The 269-nt window shown below is 33.1% G+C and carries 1 protein-coding gene; it reads right to left on the reverse strand.

All coding sequences use genetic code 11. The features are described from left to right. Positions 1-21: 21 nt before the first annotated feature. Positions 22-269 (reverse strand): DnaJ C-terminal domain-containing protein (locus ELQ12_RS10055; RefSeq protein ID WP_279586146.1); only part of this gene is annotated, 248 nt, incomplete at its 5' end.

Here is a 269-nt window from a genome sequence, read left to right on the forward strand (position 1 = left end):
TCCATGACTTTACTCCTTTTTTTATGATAGTTTTTCTTTTAGCATTTCGATTAATTTCTCATCTAAGGTTTCAGTGTTTGGTAAAACAACATTTAATACCAAATACATATCTCCATAGATGTCACTTTTGCGATTTTGCACCCCATAGCCTTTAAGGCGAATTTTTTGTCCGTTTTTAGAATTTGCAGGTATGGTTATGGTGGCTTCTTTTTTGTTTTCCTTAAGAGTATTAACGGTGACTTTTCCACCAAATAGGGCAGTTTTTAAAG

This window comes from Campylobacter sp. US25a, from assembly GCF_004379075.1.
Lineage (GTDB): Bacteria > Campylobacterota > Campylobacteria > Campylobacterales > Campylobacteraceae > Campylobacter_D > Campylobacter_D jejuni.